Raw genomic sequence first — 16,663 nt, forward strand, 5'->3', positions numbered from 1 at the left:
CGTGCCGCCCGCACCCGGACGCCCGGGGGGACCGTCCGGCGTCGCGCCCGCGTGGCGCGGCCAGCGCGGGCTGGTCCCGGACGACGCCGTCCTGCCGGCCGGTCGGGACACCGCCGGCTGGGGCGTGCACCGGGTGATGGGCATGGAGACCGAGTTCGGCGTGCACGCCCCCGACAACCCCGGGGCGGGGCACACCGTGCTCTCCACCGAGGTGGTGAACGCCTACGCGGACGTGGTCACGGCCGAGGGGGGCGCCGTGGCCGGGACCGAATGGGACTACGGGGAGGAGTCCCCGCTGGTGGACGCCCGCGGCTGGCAGCTGCCCCGCTCGGCCGCCCACCCCACCCAGCTGACCGACCGGCCGCTGACGGACGACGACGGCAACCCCGTGCACCTGGTCATGAACCTCGTGCTGCCCAACGGCGCCCGGTTCTACGTGGACCACGCCCACCCCGAGTACTCCGCGCCGGAGACCACGAACCCGCTGGACGCCATGGTCTGGGACCAGGCGGGGGACCGGGTGGCCCTCGCGGCCTCCCGGCGGATCGCCCAGGCCCCGGGCGAGCCCCAGGTGCTGCTGTACAAGAACAACACGGACAACAAGTCCGTCTCCTACGGCGCGCACGAGAACTACCTCGTGACCCGCGCCCTGGACTTCGATGAACTCGCGGCCCGGCTCCTCCCGTTCTTCGCGGCCCGTCAGGTGGTCTGCGGGGCGGGCCGGGTGGGGATCGGGACGACCGGCCGCACGCCGGGCTTCCAGATCAGCCAGCGGGCGGACTTCTTCGAGGAACAGGTCGGCCTGGAGACCACGATCCGCCGGCCGATCGTCAACACCCGCGACGAACCCCACGCGGACCAGGAACGGTACCGGCGGCTGCACGTGATCATCGGGGACGCCAACCTGTCGCAGTACGCCACGTGGCTGCGGTGCGGGATGACCGCACTCGTGCTGTCCATGATCGAACTGGGCACGTGCCCGGTGCTCGAGCTGCGGGACCCCGTCGAGGCCCTGCAGTCGATCAGCCACGACCCCACCCTGGGCACCACGGTCGGGCTGGTCGACGGCCGCCGGCTCACGGGCGTGGACCTGATGGACCTGTACCGGGACGCCGCCGCCGCGCACGTGGAGCGGTTCGGAATGACCGACCCGGCCACGCTGGACGTCCTGCAGGCCTGGGGGGAGACCCTCGAGCTGCTCCGCTCGGATCCGGCCGCGCTGGCCGACCGGCTGGACTGGGTGGCCAAGTACCAGCTGCTCTCGGGCTACCGCCAGCGCCACGGGGTGGGCTGGGACGATCCGCGCATCGGCATGCTGGACCTGCAGTACGCCGACCTGCGGCCGGACAAGGGGCTGCACGCCGCCCTGGTCCGCCGGGGCTCGATGCGCACCCTGGTGCCGGAGGAGACGGTGCAGCGGGCCGTGCACACCCCGCCGGCGGACACCCGTGCGTGGGCGAGGGGCCGGACGGTGGGCGTCTTCGGCCAGCACGTCGTGGGCGCCAGCTGGGACACCCTGCTGCTGCGCCGGGACGGCGAGGGCCGCCTGTACCGCTTCCACCAGCGCGAGCCGCTCTCGGCCACGGCACAGCAGATGGCCGGGGTGTACGACGACGGCGCCGCACCCGGGTCCTTCGACCGCCTGCTGGCGGCCCTGTCCGGCGCCCAGGCGGACCCGCGGGCGTAGGCTGGGGGCACCCGACAGACGCAGGAGGCACGATGTCACAGCAGTACAGCGGATCGAGGTCCGAGCGCGAGGAGGACGTTCCGGCGCCGGAACCGGCCCCCGCGGGCGGCTCCGCACAGGCCGGCACCACCGACCTGGACAGCCTGCTGGACGAGATCGACTCGGTGCTGGAGACCAATGCCGAGGAGTTCGTCAAAGGCTTCGTCCAGAAGGGCGGGCAGTAACCGCCCATGGACCGCAGGATCTATGGCGTCGAGACCGAGTTCGGCGTGCACTACTCCCACCCGGGAGCCCGTCCGCTGACCCCGGAGGAGGTGGCCCGCTACCTCTTCCGCCCCGTCGTCGAGTGGGGACGGTCCTCGAACGTCTTCGTCTCCAACGGGTCCCGGCTCTACCTGGACGTGGGCTCCCACCCGGAGTACGCGACCGCCGAGTGCTCCACCCTGGACGAACTCGTCGCGGTGGACAAGGCCGGCGAGGTGATGATGCAGCAGCTCATCGACCAGGCCACGGAACGGATGGCCGCGGACGGATTCACGGGCACCATCTACCTGTACAAGAACAACGCCGACTCCGCCGGAAACTCCTACGGCTCCCATGAGAACTACCTGCTGAACCGGCGCACCGAGTTCCGCCGCCTGTCCGAGGCCCTGATCCCCTTCCTCATCACCCGGCAGCTGTACGCCGGGGCCGGGAAGGTGGTGGCGCCGCGGACCGGGGACACCGACCCGGGCACCCTGGACCGGGACCGGCCGGACGGCGCGCACTTCGCCTTCTCGCAGCGTGCCGACCACGTCATGGAGGGCATCTCCTCGGCCACCACCCGTTCGAGGCCGATCATCAACACGCGCGATGAACCGCACGCGGACGCCGCGGAGTACCGGCGCCTGCACGTGATCGTGGGGGACTCGAACATGTCCGAGACCACCCAACTGGTCCGGTTCGGCGCCACGGACCTGATGCTGCGGATGATCGAGGCCGGCACGCCCCTGGGCGACCACCAGCTGGAGAACCCCATCCTGGCGATCCGCCAGGTCTCGCACGACCTCACCGGCACCGCCGAGCTGTCCCTGCGCTCGGGACAGCGCCGGTCCGCGCTGCAGCTGCAACGGCACTACCTGGAGCAGGCCACCGCGTTCGTCGAGCGGCACGGGGCCCACCACGACCGCCTCGACGCCGTGCTCGACCTGTGGGAACGGGCCCTGGACGCCGTGGAACGCCAGGACCCCGCGGGCATCGACACCGAGATCGACTGGGCGATCAAGCAGCGGTTCCTGACCCGCTACGCCGACCGGCACGGGCTCGACTGGGACTCCGCCCGGCTGGCCCAGCTGGACCTGTCCTATCACGACATCACCCCCGGGCGGGGCCTGTTCACGCTGCTGCAGTCCCGCGGGGCGGCGGCCCGTTTCCTGGACGACGACGCCGTCCGGCAGGCGGTCGACACCCCACCGGCCACGACCCGCGCCGCACTGCGGGGGCGGTTCATCCAGGCGGCCCGCGAGTCCGGGCAGCCCTATGCGGTGGACTGGACGCACCTGAAACTCTCCGACCGGCCCCTGCTGACCGTCACCACCAAGGACCCGTTCCAGACCTCGTCCGAGCGGCTGGACGAACTGCTGCGGTCCATCCCGTCACCGGACCACGCCCCGGCCGAGGGACACCGGGACGGCGATGCGTCCAGCATCCATCCAGTGTGACGTGGCACAGTAGAGTGTCCGGGTCCCACCCCGGAGAGGGTTCCCCGGCGCCGACCGCGCCGCGGGCCCGCTGGCACTACCGAAGGATCCCATGACTGGTACCGCCCCCCGTTCCGCACCCCGCTCCCTGACCCGGTCCCCGCGCCGTCTCCGGGCGGCCGCGCCCCTGGGGATCGCCCTGGCCGGGGCGCTGCTGCTGGCCGGCTGCGCCGAACCGGAGGCGCGCGGCGCCGGAGACAAGGAGGCCCTCAAGCCGGTCTCGCTCTCGGTCGCCGAGGACGGGAGCCCGGAGGTCACCGTGGACGGGGAGATCGAGACCGACCAGGTCTCCTCCCGCGTCCTGAAGGACGGGGACGGCGAGGAGATCGAGCCGGGGGACGTCGCCATGGTCCAGACCGCCGTGGTGGACCCTGCCACGGGCGAGGTCACCGCGGACAACTTCACCCAGGGCTCGGAGGCGGTCCACCTCACGGAGGGGCTGAAGCAGGCGAACGAGGTCCTGTACAACATGATCGACCAGAACCGGGTCGGTGCGCAGGTCGCCTTCTTCATGCCCGCGGGGCAGCAGGGCCAGGGCGCCAGTGACCAGCTCATGGTCTTCCAGATCGCCGGGGCGAGCCCGGCCCGCGCCACCGGGGAGTCCGTCGGGGACGTCGACCCGAAGCTGCCCGCGGTGACGCTGGACGAGGAGTCCGGTGAGCCCACCATCGCCAAGCCCGAGGGCAAGGCTCCCCAGGACCTGGTGGTCCAGCCGCTCATCCAGGGAGATGGTGCCGAGGTGGGAGCCCAGGACTACGTCACCGTCCAGTACAAGGGCATCAAGTGGTCCGACGGTGAGGAGTTCGACTCCTCCTGGTCCCGGGACGAGCTCTCCGGCTTCCAGCTGACGGGCGTGATCGAGGGATGGACCGAGGGCCTGCAGGGCCAGAAGGTCGGTTCCCAGGTCCTGCTCGTCGTGCCGCCGGCGAAGGGTTACGGCGGCTCCGAGCACGAGCTGTCCAAGGAGACCCTGGTCTTCGTCGTCGACATCATCCACGCCATGCCCCCGGCCCAGCCGGCCGAACAGCCCCAGGGCGGTACCGGCGAGTCCACGGAGGGGGCCTCCGCCGAGCCCTCCCCGTCCGCCTCGGAGTAGTCCCGGGTCCGGCCGGCCCCCTGCCGAGTCTTCAGTAGGATGGGCTGGCGCACCTCCCCCTCACCTGGAAGGAACCCCACCCATGTCCTTCGGACAGCGCAACTATGACCGTTCCCGCCCCGAGATCGAATTCCCGGGGGAGACCCCACCGGAGGACCTCGTCATCGAGGACCTGATCGAGGGCTCCGGTCCCGCCGTGCAGGCCGGGGACAACGTCGAGTGCCACTACGTCGGGGTCGCCTGGTCCACCGGCGCCGAGTTCGACGCCTCCTGGAACCGCGGACAGCCGCTGCCCTTCACGGTGGGCGTCGGCCAGGTCATCAAGGGCTGGGACGACGGGCTGCTGGGCATGAAGCCCGGGGGACGCCGCCGGCTGGAGATCCCGCCGCACCTGGCCTACGGGGACAACGGCGCCGGTGCGGAGATCGGCCCCGGGGAGACCCTCATCTTCGTCGTGGACCTCGTCGACGTCCGCTGATCCCCGGCGTGAGCGCACCCTCGTCCCCGGATCCGGCCTTCCAGCCCCCGGCCACGGAGCGCATCGTCTCCGTGCTGTGGCTGCTGCTCGCCCATGAACGCCGCGGTGTCACGAAGGACGCCCTGCGCCGCTACGTGGACGGTTATGCCGCCGCGACCTCGGAGCAGGCCTTCGAGAAGATGTTCACCCGGGACAAGGAGGTCCTGAAGGACATCGGGGTGCCCCTCAGGGCCCACGAGGTCCAGGAGACCGGGAACTGGGAGGGTGCGGAACGTGCCGACGAGGTGCGCTACCGCATCGACCCCGGGCAGATGTACCTGCCGCACGTCGACTTCACCAACGCCGAGCGCCTCGCCCTGGTCAGGGCCCGCTCGGCGTGGCAGGGCTCCGACGTCGACCGCGCCGTGGTCCGCGCGCTCGGCAGGCTCGATGCGGGGGAGGACTGGGTGGCGGCCACCTCCACCTCCGACCACGAGGCCTTCGGGGCCCGGCTGGCCGGTGCCGACCGCACCCTCACTGCCCTGGCCGATGCGGTCCGGGGCCAGTCCGTCATCGCCTTCGACTACCGCACCGCCGGTGCGCCGGAGGCGCACCGGCGTACCGTGCGGGCCTGGGCCCTGACCAACCCCACGGGCGTCTGGTACCTCGTCGGCTGGGACCTCGACCGTCAGGCCCAGCGGACGTTCCGGCTCACGCGCATGGAGTCCGAACCCCGCCCGGCCACGGACGGCGGACGCCCGGCTCCCGGGCGCCCCGCGGGCTTCGACCTGCAGGCCGTGCGCGACCTCGTCTCCGGTGAACGGGAACCGGCCACGGTGGACCTGGAGCTGCGCCCCGGCCGGGCGGTCGGGCTGCGCCTGGGCGCCGAGCCCCGGGGGACCACCCCTGACGGCTGGGACCGGGTGACCCTGGGATACACCCGCCCGGCCGAACTGGCCGGCTCCGTCGCCGCGGCCGGACCCACCGCGCGGGTGCCGGCAACCTCGGCCACGGTGCGCGACGCCGTCGTGCGCCTGCTGGACGGTGCCCTGGCGGCCCACCGGCTGCCCGTCCCGCCCTATGAGCTGGCCGAACCGCGACGCCGCCGCAACCGCCGCAGTGACCGGGACAGGGTCGCGACCATGGTGGACGTCATCGGGCTGATCAACCAGCGTGGGGCCATGCCCCGCACCGAGCTGGCGGAGCGGCTCGACGTCACCGACGCGGAACTGGAGAGGATCCTCCAGGAGCTCCAGTTCTGCGGGATGCCCGAGCGGTACTTCGCCGGCGAGCAATTCGAGGTCGAGGACCAGGACGGGCGGATACGCATCAGCCAGGCGGAGGACCTGTCCGGTCCGCTGCGGCTGAGCATCCCGGAGGCCGCTGCCCTGCTCGTCGGGCTGCGCGCCTCCGCGGGCATCCCCGGACTGTCCGAGGAGGAGCGTGACGCCGCGCGGACGGCGCTGGCCAAGATCGTGGCCGCGTCCGGCCCCGAGGTGGAGCGCGCGGCGGACGGCATCAACGCCCGGTTCGACTTCGGCCCCTACGCCGAGGTGGCGGGGCGACTGCACGCCGCGGTGCGGGAGCGCCGGGTGCTGACCATCACGTACCACGCCGCCGGGCGGGACGAGCAGAGCCGGCGCGAGGTCGAGCCCCTGCGGATCACCACCGAGGGCGGGCACGGCTACCTCCAGGCGTGGTGCCGGCACCAGGAGGGGCTGCGCAACTTCCGGCTCGACCGGATCGGGGAGATCGAGGAGACCGGGGAGATCCACGCCGGGCGGCAGGTGGCCCTGGACGGGCCGCTGTTCTCCCCGCACGGCGCCGAGAGCACCGCCCACGTGCTCTTCGCCCACCGGATCCGGGACCTGGCCGACGGGTTCCGCCCCGAGCGCACGGCCACGCTGGCGGACGGGTCCGTGGTGGCCGAGGTTCGTCTCACCTCCGCGGACTACGCGCGCGCCCAGGCCGCCCGGCACGGGGGTGAATTCCGCGTGCTGTCACCGGCATCACTCGTCGACGCGGTGACCGGCTGGCTCGCGGAGGCCAGGGCCGGTTATGACGTGCCCGAGGCGTCCCCGCCCAGCCCCGTGCCGTAGACTCGAACCGTTCAATCGAAAGGACGTCCTCATGTTCGCCGGACTCCAGGGATGGCAGCTCGTCATCATCATCGCCCTGGTGCTGCTGTTGTTCGCAGCACCCAAGCTGCCCGCAATGGCCCGCAACCTCGGGCAGTCCATGCGGATCTTCAAGTCCGAGGTCAAGCAGATGAAGGACGACGACGGACACGGCAGGAGCACGGGCCAGGACGGCTCCGCCCCGGTCGAGGGCCGCATCGTCGACGGTGGCCAGGCCGACGCCCCGCGCGCCGGCGACCGCCGCACCACCGGTTCCGACGACCAGAAGTAGGCGGGCGGTCCGCACTCCATGTCGACCGCTTCCGAGGCCGGCCGCTCCCGGCGCGTCCGCGTGTCCCGGAGGAAGAACCCCGACGGGCAGATGCCCCTCAAGGACCACCTGAGGGAACTGCGCAACCGGCTGATCATCGCCGGCATCGGGCTCTTGCTCGGCGCCATCGTCGGGTTCATCATCTACCAGCCGTTCTTCTCGGCCCTGATCGACCCGGTCCACCGGCTCTCGGACGAGGGGCGGATCGTGACCGTGGCCTTCAGCGCCGTGGGCCAGCCCTTCGACATCATGCTGCAGGTCGCGCTCTTCGTGGGCGTGGTCATCTCCAGCCCCGTCTGGCTCTACCAGCTCTGGGCCTTCGTGGTCCCCGGGCTGAAGAAGAAGGAGAAGCGCTACGCGCTGGGCTTCATCGCCGCGGCCGTCCCGCTGTTCGTCCTCGGCGTCGGGCTGGGCTGGCTCGTGCTCCCGGAGGCCGTCCAGTTCTTCGTGGGCCTGTCCCCGGAGGGCACGGCGAACGTCATCACCGCGGACGTGTACATCCCGTTCGTGCTGCGGCTGTTCCTCGCCTTCGGGGTGGCCCTGGTGCTGCCCGTCGTGCTGGTCGGCCTGAACATGCTCGGGGTGCTGCCCGGGCGGCAGATCCTCAAGCACTGGCGCATCACGGTCTTCGTCATCGCCCTGATCGCCGCCCTGGCCGCGCCGGGGTCCGACGCGATGACCATGTTCTACCTGGCCATCCCCCTGGTGCTGCTCTTCGGCGTGGCCATCGTCATCTGCCTGATCAACGACCGGCGCCGGGCCCGGCGCACGGCGCGGCTCGAGCAGGCCAACGAGGACTACCTCGGCACCGGGCCCACGCCGCTGCGCGACCTCTGACCCCGCACGCCCCGGGGGGACCGCAGGAGGGGCATGTCCTAGGCTGGGTGCATGGCACCTTCCGCGGATGACACCACCGGCCGGCTGAGCCCCGCGGAGCGGTACGCCGCAGCCCGCCGCCGTACCGCCGAGGCGAAGACCGAGCTGGGCCGGTTCACCGCCACCCTGGACTTCCCGCTGGACCCCTTCCAGGACCAGGCCTGCCGAGAGCTCGAGGCCGGCAACGGCGTGCTCGTGGCCGCCCCCACCGGGGCCGGCAAGACCGTGGTGGGCGAGTTCGCGATCCACCTGGCCCTCGCCGCCGGCCAGAAGGCGTTCTACACCACCCCGATCAAGGCCCTGAGCAACCAGAAGTACCAGGACCTCGTCGCCACCTACGGCACGGAACGGGTGGGCCTGCTCACCGGTGACACCGCCATCAACTCGCACGCCGACGTGGTGGTGATGACCACCGAGGTGCTGCGCAACATGCTCTACGCGGACTCCGACACCCTCGTCAACCTGGGTTTCGTGGTCATGGACGAGGTGCACTACCTGGCCGACCGGTTCCGCGGCGCGGTGTGGGAGGAGGTCATCATCCACCTGCCCGAGCACGTGCAGCTGGTCTCGCTCTCCGCCACGGTCTCCAACGCCGAGGAGTTCGGGGCCTGGCTGGACACCGTCCGCGGGTCCACGGCCGTGGTCGTCTCCGAGCACCGGCCCGTGCCCCTGTGGCAGTACGTGATGGCCGGGACCCAGCTGTACGACCTGTTCGCCACGGAGGTCGCCTTCGACGAGATCGGCCCGGACACCCCGGTGCGGGACCCCGCCGATCCCGACGCCGGCCCCACGGGAACCCCGCAGCCCACCGGTCAGCTCGTGCTCAACCCCGAGCTGGCCCGGTTGGCCGAGGACCAGCGACGGCGGGAGGAACGCAGCGACTGGGGTCGGCCGAACCGTCAGCAGTACGGCGGCGGCCGGGGCGGCCGCGGGAGCGGGCCCCGGGGGCGCGGCAGGGGCGGGGGAAAGCCCGCCCGAGGACAGCGGAACACGGCGTCCCCGGGTTACGGACGCCGTGAGGACGTCACCACCACGCGGTACGACGGCGGTGGCTCCGGTGGGCCGGGACCGGCCGGAGGCCGTCACGAGGCTCCGCAGCGCGCCCGCAGCGACCTGCGCGTGTCCCGTCCCGGCATGGTCCGCACCCTGGAACGCGAGGGCCTGCTGCCCTGCATCACCTTCGTCTTCTCGCGCGCCGGCTGTGACGGTGCCGTGGAGCAGTGCCTGTGGGCCGGACTGGACCTGACCACTCCGGGAGAGAAGCAGCAGATCCAGTCCGTGGTGGACGAGGCCGCCGGATCGCTGCCGCCCGAGGACCTGGACGTGTTGGGGTTCTGGGGCTGGCGGGACGGGTTGTCCCGGGGCTTCGCCGCCCACCACGCCGGTATGCTCCCGCCGTTCAAGGAGGTCGTGGAGAAGCTGTTCGGCGCCGGCCTGGTCAAGGTCGTCTTCGCCACCGAGACCCTGGCCCTCGGCGTGAACATGCCGGCCCGCACCGTGGTGATCGAGAAGCTGGAGAAGTTCAACGGCGAGGCCCACGTCAACATCACCGCGGGGGAGTACACCCAGCTGACCGGGCGGGCGGGACGCCGGGGGATCGACGTCGAGGGCCACGCCGTGGTGCTCTGGCGGCCCGGACTGGATCCGGCCGCCGTGGCCGGGCTGGCCTCGCGCCGGACCTACCCGCTAAACTCCTCGTTCCGGCCCACCTACAACATGTCCGTGAACCTCATCGCCCAGTTCGGCCTCGAGCGCTCCCGCACCATCCTGGAGTCCTCGTTCGCGCAGTTCCAGGCGGACCGCTCGGTCGTGGGCCTGGCCCGCGAGGTCCGCAGCCGCGAGGAGTCGCTGGCCGGTTACGAGAAGTCCATGACCTGCCACCTGGGGGACTTCACCGAGTACGCCCGGCTGCGCAAGGAACTCTCGGAGGCGGAGAAGGACTCCTCCAAGGGCCGCCACCGCGCCCGCCAGCGGGCGGTCAAGGAGTCCCTGGCCAACCTGCTGCCCGGGGACGTCGTCGAGGTGCCCGGGCCACGCCGGCTGGGCACCGTCGTCGTGGTGTTCCCCGCCGGCAACCCGGCGAACCCGCGGGTCGGCGTGATCACCCAGCAGGCCCAGCTGCGCCGCATCTCCACCGAGGACCTCGATGCCCCCGTGGACCCGGTGGCCGGGGCCAGGCTGCCGCAGAACATCCAGGTGAAGACCCCCAGCCAGCGCAAGGACATCGCCTCCGCCATGCGGTCGGCCCTGCGCGAGCACCGCCCGGCGCCCGGTGGCCGGTCCACCGCGGGCTTCCGGTTCCGGGACGAGGGAGCCGGGGAACGGGTCGAGGACCTGAGACGGCAATTGGAGCGGCACCCCTGCCACGGGTGCCGGGACCGCGAGGAGCACGCCCGCTGGGCCGAGCGCTGGTGGAAGCTGCGCAAGGAGGTGGACCAGCTCTCCGCCCGCATCGCCGGGCGCACGAACACGATCGCCCGCGCGTTCGACCGATTGACCGGCCTGCTCACCACCTACGGTTACGTGGACGCCGAGGCCGCGGTGGCCGGGGCCGTGGCCGGGACCACGGCGTCCCCGGGGGTGACCGCCTCCGGCCAGACGCTGCGCCGGATCTACGGTGAGCGGGACCTGCTGACCTCCCTGTTGCTCGAGGACGGCCTGGCGCGCGAACTCGACCCGGAGGAACTGGCGGGCTTCGCGGCCCTGCTGGTCTACCAGGCCAAGGGCGACGAGACCGTGGGCATCCCGCAGATGCCCACCGCCCGGCTCCAGGAGGTCCTGGACCGCACCGGTGAGCACTGGTACGAGCTCCAGCTGGCCGAACGGGGTGCCCAGCTCGAACCGACGCCCGAGCCGGACGCCGGACTGGTCTGGCCCATCCACCGGTGGGCCCGGGGACGGAACCTGCGCGACGCCCTCAAGGGCACGGACCTCGCCGCGGGGGACTTCGTGCGGTGGGCCCGCCAGGTGATCGACCTGCTGGACCAGCTCTCCAAGGTGCCGGGCCACCCCGGGTTGCCGCGCCAGTGCCAGCGTGCCGTGGATCTCATCCGCCGCGGCGTGGTCGCGTACTCGAGTGTGGATACGCTGGACGGATGACCACTCTCTACGTCAACGGCACCATCCACTCCGCGTCCGACCCCTACGCCACGGCCGTGCTCGTGGACGGCGGGTCCGTCGCCTGGGTCGGAACCGATGACACCGCCGACCAGATGCGGTTGCGCGCCGGGGCGGACTGGGAGGTCGTGGACCTTGATGAGGCCCTCGTGGTCCCCGCCTTCGTGGACTCGCTCGGCCCGGCCACCGGTGCCGACCCCGCGTCGTCGGGGGTGTTCCTCTCGGTGGCCATCGGCACCGTCGGCACCGCCGGCACTGCGGGTTCCGTCAGGGGCGACGGCGCCGCCACCGTGACCTACCGGCCGGTCGAGGCAGACCGGGTGCCCCGGTCCCTCCAGGAGGCCCGCGTCGCGGCGGGGGAGGGCGACGCCGGGGGTACGGCCGTGGCCGGACTGGCCGCCGGCGTGGGGCCGGAGGGGCTGGATGCCGGGGCCGCGGCCCATCTGGCCGGCGTGGCCACCGAGGCCGGCGTCCAGGTGTACTTCCTGCCGGAGGACGCCGAGGGCCTGGAGGCCGTGATCGCCGCCGTCGCCGGGGCCGCCGATGCCCAGGGGCAGGCCGCCACCGGGCGGGCCCGGCACCGCGTCGCGTGGAACGGCCCCGTTGCGGAGTCCACGATCGAGCACCTGGCCCGCCTGGGCGTGTCCGTGACCGTGGTCCCGGACGCCACCGGTGCCATCCTCGCGCCCGTCGCCTCGCTGCTCGCCCGGGGGGTTCCGGTCTGCCTCGGCACCGGGGCCGGGCCCGGGGACCTCTGGTCGGCCATCCGGGCCTGCCTCGAGCACGGGGACCCGGACCAGCGGATCTCCGCCCGGGCCGGTTTCACCGCCGCCCCCCGGGCCGGGCTGCGCGCGCTGCCCGCCGCCGTCGCCGACCGGTTCGGGACGGCCGGCCGGATCGCACCGTCCGCTCCGGCCACGTTCGGCATCTGGGCCACGGAGGCGCTCAGCGTGCAGGCACCGGATGGACGCGTGGCCGCCTGGAGCACCGACACCCGCGCCGGGACCCCGCTGCTTCCGGTCCTCGAGGAGGGCACCGCGGCCCCGCGGTGCGTGGCCACGGTCGTGGACGGCGCCCTCGCCCACCGGTCCTGAGCCCCCCCGGCCGTCCCCTCCCCGACGGCCACCCCTATACTTGACTGCCAATGCCCCCGGACGACCCGAAGGACTTCTCCAGCATGCGCGTGCTCACCATCATCCCCACGTACAACGAGATCGAGTCACTGCCCCGCACCCTCGATCGACTGCGCGTGGCCGTCCCGGAGTCGGACGTGCTGGTGGTGGACGACGCCTCGCCGGACGGCACGGGCCAGTGGGCCGATGATGCAGCCTCCTCGGACGCGCAGGTCCACGTCCTGCACCGGACCCAGAAGAACGGGCTGGGCGGGGCGTACATCGCCGGCTTCCGCTGGGGCCTGGAGCGCGGGTACGACGTGCTGGTGGAGATGGACGCCGACGGCTCCCACCAGCCGGAACAGCTGCCCCGGCTGCTCGAGGCCGTCGACGGCGCGGACCTGGTGATCGGCTCCCGTCGCGTCCCGGGCGGCAAGATGGTGAACTGGCCGGCCCACCGCAAGCTCATCTCGGCCTGCGGCTCGCTGTACCCCCGGATCATGCTCGGCCTGAAGCTCACCGACGTCACCGCCGGCTACCGCGCCTACCGTGCGGACACGCTGCGCGCGATCGACCTGGACGACGTCCAGTCCAAGGGCTACGGCTTCCAGGTCGACATGACCTTCCGCACGGCGCTGCTGGGCAAGCGGATCACCGAGGTGCCGATCACCTTCGTGGAACGCGAGTACGGCGAGTCCAAGATGAGCGGGAACATCATCACCGAGGCCGTCGTCTCGGTGACCCAGTGGGGCCTGCAGGCCCGGTGGAACGTCCTCAAGGCCCGGTTCGGCGGCTGAGCCCCGGAAGGCGCCCGGCGCCGGACCCGGCGCAGGGAACAGCAGAGGCCCGCATCGATCGCGATGCGGGCCTCTGCTGCCGGGCGGTCCGGGACGTCCCGGCGCTCAGCAACCGGTCAGGAGCTGGTCTTCTCGCCCCGGCGTTCGCGGAGCTTGTTCAGCTGGCCCTCCAGGGCCTCCTCGAGCTCCTCGATGCTGCGCCGCTCCAGGAGCATGTCCCAGTGGGTGCGGACCGGCTTGGCGTCGGTCTGGTCCGGCTTCTCGCCGTCGACCAGGAGCGCCTCCTTGCCGGTCTTCGAGGTCCAGGTGGCGGGGATCTCCGCGTCCGTGGCGAACACCACGAACACCTGCTCACCGTCCTCGGTGCGGTACTCGACCCGCTGACGCGGGGCTGGCTCCACTCCGGACTCGGACTCCATGGACTGGGCGCCCAGGCGCATGCCGCGCAGGCTGCGGTCGCTCATTCGGTCTCCTTCCGGCCCCCATCGGGGCGGTACGACGTCGACCCACCAGTCTACCGTGCACCGTCGGGTACCTCGGCCGGTCCGGCGGGGGGATCTGAGGGTGCCAACGCCTCAGGACCCATCTTTGTTCCCGCCCTCGCCGATCCGGCCCTCCGGGCTGACCGCGTCCGTCCCCCCGGGGGCACGCCGCGGCATGGTGGGCGCGTCCGCAGGGGAGGTCGAGGCCTGCAGGGCGCGCTCGGCGGTCGCCGAGTGCTCGTCCTCCAGGATCGCCGGCGGCGCCAGCGCCTCCTCCAGTGGGGTGTCCGTGATGGCGCCCAGGCCCTGGCCGGCCTCGCTCAGCTCGGCGGCGGTGGTCGGTCGCGGTTCCCGCCGGCGGCCCCGGGGCCGGGCGTCGGCCTCGCCGTCATCGTCTCCGCTCGACGATCCGCCGTCCAGGTCCTGCACGGCGGACTCCGCCGAGCCGGAGCCGCCGAAGGCCGAACCCATCCGGCCCAGGGCGTCCGTGAGCTCCGCGGGGATGACCCACACCTTGTTCGACTCGCCCTCGGCGATCTTCGGCAGCGTCTCGAGGTACTTGTAGGCGAGCAGGTCCGGGTCCGGGCGGCCCTCATGGATGGCCTCGAACACCACGTGGATGGCCTCCGCCTCGGCGTTGGCACGCAGGATGCGGGCCTGGGCGTCACCCTCGGCCTCGAGGATCGCGGCCTGGCGCTCACCCTCGGCGGTGAGGATCTCGGCCTGCTTGGTGCCCTCGGCGGTCAGGATGGCGGCACGGCGGTCCCGCTCGGCGCGCATCTGCTTCTCCATCGAGTCCTGGATGGAGTGCGGCGGGTCGATGGCCTTGAGTTCCACGCGCGAGACCCGCAGTCCCCACTTGCCGGTGGCCTCGTCCAGCACCCCGCGCAGCTGGTTGTTGATCGAGTCACGGCTCGTCAGCGCGACCTCGAGGTTCATGCCGCCGACCACGTTGCGCAGCGTGGTGGTGGTGAGCTGTTCCACCGCGTGGATGTAGTTGTTGATCTCGTAGGTGGCCGCCTTGGCGTCGGTCACCTGGAAGTACACCACCGTGTCGATGGACACCACGAGGTTGTCCTCCGTGATCACCGGCTGGGGCGGGAAGGACACCACCTGTTCCCGCATGTCCATCAGGGGCCGCATCCGGTCGATGAACGGGATCATCAGCGTCAGCCCGGCCCCCCGGGTGCTCTGGTACTTGCCCAGGCGCTCGACGATGCCGGCCCGCGCCTGGGGCACGATCCGCACCGCCCGGATCAGGATGATGGCCACCAGGACCGCTACGACGATGAGCACGATAAGGACTTCCACGCCCTTGCTCCCTCCTGCGGTCCGCGGACCGCCTGCTGTTCATGCTGGGTAGGTTGTGCGCCGGGTCAGGGTCCGTCGGTCTGGTCGGCCTGGCCGGACTCCCAGTCGATGCTCGGACGGGGGTGGATGATGAGCGTGGCCCCCTGGACCCTGTCGATCTCCACCTCGGAACCGGCCGGGATGAGGACCCCGGTGGCCGAGCGCGCCGTCCACGTCTCGCCGTCCACCTTCGCCAGCCCGGAGTCACCCGTGGTGTCCTCCAGGACCACGGCCGTCCGGCCGGGCAGGGTGTCCACGTTGGTCAGCTGGTCCGCCGGCCCCTTCTTCAGGTGCCGCAGGGCCGTCGGCCGCACGGCCGCCAGCATCAGCAGGGACGTCCCGGAGAACATGACGATCTGCAGCCAGGCCTCACCACCGGCCAGTGCCGTGGCGAGCGCGGCCGCCGCACCGGCGGCGAGCATGAGGAACACGAGGTCCAGGATGAAGACCTCCACCACGGCGAACACGACGGCCACGGTCAGCCAGAACGCCCAGAGGTTGTCACCGACCCATTCGACCATCGTGGCCTCCTGCCCGCGCGATGTGCGCCCTTCCCCCCATCCTGCCTGCTCACCACGGCATCCGACAACGTAGGTTATGCACATGCGACCAGAGCAGCTCGACCTCATCACCTCCACCGGGACGCCCTCGCTCACCCCGGACGGCCGGCACCTCGTGGTCGCCACCTCCCGCGCGGACTTCGGGACGGACGGTTACACCGGTCAGCTGTGGCTCATCTCGACGGACGGTGCGGCCCCGCCGCGGCGCCTGACGCGTGGCTACCGGGATGCCGGCCCGCGCGTGGCCCCGGACGGGAGGAGCGTTGCCTTCCTGCGCACGCCAGCCCCGGGAACCGGCCACGGCGCCGGGATCGACCGGGACACCCCGGCCGACTCCGCGCCGCAGCTGGTGCTGCTGCCCCTGGACGGCGGCGAGGCGCGGTTCCTCACCGACCGGCCCCTGGGGGTCACCCAGTTCAACTGGTCCCCGGACTCCTCCCGGATCGTGTTCAGCGCCGCGGTGCCCGAGGCCGGTCGCTACGGCACGCTGCCCGACGTCGGCCCGGCGCAGGAGGACCCGCGACTGTTCACCGGGCCGGACCACCGCGAGAACGGACGGGGCTACACCACCGACCAGCGGGCCCAGTTGTTCGAGATCGAGCTCCCCGACCCGGACGGGGAACCCGTGTTCGCCCCGCGGGGACGGGCGAAGGCCGCCGCCGCGCCGGGCCCGGCCGTGCCACCGGCCCGTCAGCTCACCGGTGGGGAGCGCGAGGCCACCGATCCGGTCTACGCCGCCGACGGCCGGCACGTGTTCTTCACCACCACGCCCGGGGCGGGCGCCGGGCTGGACCTGCGGACCGCCGTCGCCGTGGTCGACACCCGCGCCGTGGAGCCGGCGGGTCCCCACGACGGCTCCGTCCGGCTCGTGGCGGGCGGACGCGAGGTACGGACGTCCTTCTCCGGGCCGTGCGTCTCCCGCAACGGGGAATGGCTCTACCT

At 72.4% G+C, this 16,663-nt stretch carries 14 protein-coding genes and 1 pseudogene; 12 read left to right on the forward strand and 3 right to left on the reverse strand.

The annotated features are described in order from the left end of the window. The first annotated feature begins 1 nt into the window (after window position 1). The 11 genes from dop to Q0283_RS15685 all read left to right on the forward strand — a co-directional run bounded on the left by dop (window position 2) and on the right by Q0283_RS15685 (window position 13,329). Entirely contained in the window at window positions 2-1,687 is a 1,686-nt protein-coding gene (dop, locus tag Q0283_RS15635; RefSeq protein WP_298045472.1) for a depupylase/deamidase Dop, read from the forward strand. 32 nt (window positions 1,688-1,719) lie between these two features. After that, complete coding sequence (locus Q0283_RS15640; protein WP_298045474.1) at window positions 1,720-1,911, forward strand: ubiquitin-like protein Pup; 192 nt, start codon at window positions 1,720-1,722, stop codon at window positions 1,909-1,911. Window positions 1,912-1,917: 6 nt separating this feature from the next. Continuing rightward, window positions 1,918-3,387: a Pup--protein ligase gene (gene pafA / locus Q0283_RS15645; protein ID WP_298045475.1), complete on the forward strand. Its 1,470-nt coding sequence runs from the start codon at window positions 1,918-1,920 to the stop codon at window positions 3,385-3,387. 91 nt (window positions 3,388-3,478) lie between these two features. Continuing rightward, window positions 3,479-4,522 (forward strand): FKBP-type peptidyl-prolyl cis-trans isomerase, encoded by a 1,044-nt coding sequence (locus tag Q0283_RS15650; protein WP_298045477.1) that lies wholly within the window; start codon window positions 3,479-3,481, stop codon window positions 4,520-4,522. 82 nt (window positions 4,523-4,604) lie between these two features. Then, window positions 4,605-5,000, forward strand: a complete 396-nt coding sequence (locus Q0283_RS15655) for an FKBP-type peptidyl-prolyl cis-trans isomerase (RefSeq protein WP_010142700.1) — start codon at window positions 4,605-4,607, stop codon at window positions 4,998-5,000. 8 nt (window positions 5,001-5,008) lie between these two features. Continuing rightward, window positions 5,009-7,078 (forward strand): YafY family protein, encoded by a 2,070-nt coding sequence (locus Q0283_RS15660; RefSeq protein ID WP_183525989.1) that lies wholly within the window; start codon window positions 5,009-5,011, stop codon window positions 7,076-7,078. 31 nt (window positions 7,079-7,109) lie between these two features. Beyond that, the gene (gene tatA, locus Q0283_RS15665) at window positions 7,110-7,388 is read left to right on the forward strand and encodes a Sec-independent protein translocase subunit TatA (RefSeq protein ID WP_298045480.1); all 279 of its coding nucleotides are present in this window, start codon (window positions 7,110-7,112) and stop codon (window positions 7,386-7,388) included. 18 nt (window positions 7,389-7,406) lie between these two features. After that, window positions 7,407-8,264 (forward strand): twin-arginine translocase subunit TatC, encoded by an 858-nt coding sequence (tatC, locus tag Q0283_RS15670; protein ID WP_255459431.1) that lies wholly within the window; start codon window positions 7,407-7,409, stop codon window positions 8,262-8,264. A gap of 51 nt (window positions 8,265-8,315) precedes the next feature. Further along, window positions 8,316-11,402: an RNA helicase gene (locus Q0283_RS15675; RefSeq protein ID WP_298045483.1), complete on the forward strand. Its 3,087-nt coding sequence runs from the start codon at window positions 8,316-8,318 to the stop codon at window positions 11,400-11,402. Next, window positions 11,399-12,514: an amidohydrolase family protein gene (locus tag Q0283_RS15680; protein WP_298045485.1), complete on the forward strand. Its 1,116-nt coding sequence runs from the start codon at window positions 11,399-11,401 to the stop codon at window positions 12,512-12,514. Before Q0283_RS15675 ends, Q0283_RS15680 begins: the two co-directional genes overlap by 4 nt. A gap of 83 nt (window positions 12,515-12,597) precedes the next feature. Then, on the forward strand, window positions 12,598-13,329 hold the full coding sequence (locus Q0283_RS15685) for a polyprenol monophosphomannose synthase (RefSeq protein ID WP_183528360.1): 732 nt from the start codon (window positions 12,598-12,600) through the stop codon (window positions 13,327-13,329). Window positions 13,330-13,445: 116 nt separating this feature from the next. On the opposite strand, the gene Q0283_RS15690 is transcribed toward Q0283_RS15685, so the two are convergent. From Q0283_RS15690 to Q0283_RS15700, 3 genes are all read right to left on the reverse strand, one after another. After that, a complete protein-coding gene (locus tag Q0283_RS15690; RefSeq protein WP_183526001.1) occupies window positions 13,446-13,793 on the reverse strand; it encodes an RNA polymerase-binding protein RbpA in 348 nt (115 codons plus the stop codon). Window positions 13,794-13,904: 111 nt separating this feature from the next. Continuing rightward, on the reverse strand, window positions 13,905-15,122 hold the full coding sequence (locus Q0283_RS15695; RefSeq protein WP_298045488.1) for an SPFH domain-containing protein: 1,218 nt from the start codon (window positions 15,120-15,122) through the stop codon (window positions 13,905-13,907). Window positions 15,123-15,187: 65 nt separating this feature from the next. Beyond that, complete coding sequence (locus Q0283_RS15700) at window positions 15,188-15,682, reverse strand: NfeD family protein (protein WP_183526004.1); 495 nt, start codon at window positions 15,680-15,682, stop codon at window positions 15,188-15,190. A gap of 82 nt (window positions 15,683-15,764) precedes the next feature. On the opposite strand from Q0283_RS15700, the pseudogene Q0283_RS15705 reads away from it, so the two are divergent. Beyond that, a pseudogene (locus tag Q0283_RS15705) lies at window positions 15,765-16,663 on the forward strand (S9 family peptidase); the annotation flags it as partial.

The organism is uncultured Citricoccus sp. (assembly GCF_937871995.1).
In the GTDB taxonomy this organism is placed as follows: domain Bacteria; phylum Actinomycetota; class Actinomycetes; order Actinomycetales; family Micrococcaceae; genus Citricoccus.